The sequence below is a fragment of the Morganella sp. TYF_1 genome, assembly GCF_043105645.1.
Taxonomy (GTDB): domain Bacteria; phylum Pseudomonadota; class Gammaproteobacteria; order Enterobacterales; family Enterobacteriaceae; genus Morganella; species Morganella morganii_B.
The window spans coordinates 1-1,102 of sequence record NZ_JBICLU010000003.1 but is presented as its reverse complement, the minus strand read 5'-3'; the positions used below and the strand labels follow the sequence as shown (position 1 = coordinate 1,102).

At 45.6% G+C, this 1,102-nt stretch carries 1 protein-coding gene; it reads right to left on the bottom strand.

The genetic code is table 11. The features are described 5' to 3' along the window. Nucleotides 1-107 precede the first annotated feature (107 nt). Nucleotides 108-1,100, bottom strand: coding sequence for an IS110 family transposase (locus tag ACF8OF_RS00910; protein WP_392505287.1), 993 nt, complete (start codon nt 1,098-1,100; stop codon nt 108-110). Nucleotides 1,101-1,102: the final 2 nt, after the last annotated feature.

Genomic DNA, 1,102 nt, shown 5'->3' with positions numbered 1-1,102 from the left:
CTCAACAACTGGACGGCCACGAAGGCCAATATAGTAGTCAGGTTCCGATCGTGCAGGTTCAACCTGTGGCCATTTTTCAATACTTTGCAACTTTTAAAGGTATGCTATTACACTGCCGGTCTGTACTCTGTTTCATTGTGAAGAATTGACCAAATAATTCTGGCATTTTTATTGGCGACTGCAACGGTCGTTTTGTTAAATCCTCGTCGCTCTTTTAGCTGATTAACCCATTGATTTAAATAACCCTCATTATTATTTGCAGCCACTCTAACTACTGCCCTGGCTCCATGAATAAATAAGGTTCGCAAATGCTTGTCGCCTTTTTTCGTCATATTCATCAGTACCTGCCTGTCACCACTCGAGTGCTGTCGTGGAACCAGACCAAGCCATGCGGCAAAGTGACGACCATTTTTAAATTCAGTTCCTTTGCCAATCGCGGCAACAACAGCTGTTGCTGTTTTAGGGCCGATGCCTTTAACTTTGGCAATGCGCTGGCAGGCTTCTGATTGCCTGAACACAGCATCAATTTCTTTATCAAAAAAGCTTATACGACGACCAAGATCGTTAAAGAGATCATAAAGTTCTGCAATCGTCCTGCGCATTCTAACGCTAAGACCATTTTCAACATCTTCAAGAATAAGCGGAACAGCACGACGAACTCTTGAGACTGCCGCGCCGATTGTTATTCCCCGATCAAGCAGCAGTCCCCGGATTTGACAGACTGTCGCAGTGCGGTGATTAACAATACGCTGTCTTGCACGGTGCAGAGCCTGGATATCCTGCTGTTCAGGGCTTTTGGGTGGTACGAACTGCATTGTTGGCTGCATCAGAGCAATTGCGATAGCCTGTGCATCATTACCGTCATTTTTTTGCCCGTGGACAAAGGGTTTTACATACTGAGGGCTGATCACTTTGACCTTATGTCCCAGTTTTTCGAACTCACGCTGCCAGTAAAATGCGCCCGTGGAGGCTTCCACTCCAATCAGGCAGGCCGGAATATTCGCGACGGTCTGTAGTAACGTTTTACGATCAGTGCGTTTTTTATAAACCGGTTTACCCGCCTGATTTAATCCACAAAGCTGAAAAACATTTTTAGCCAGAT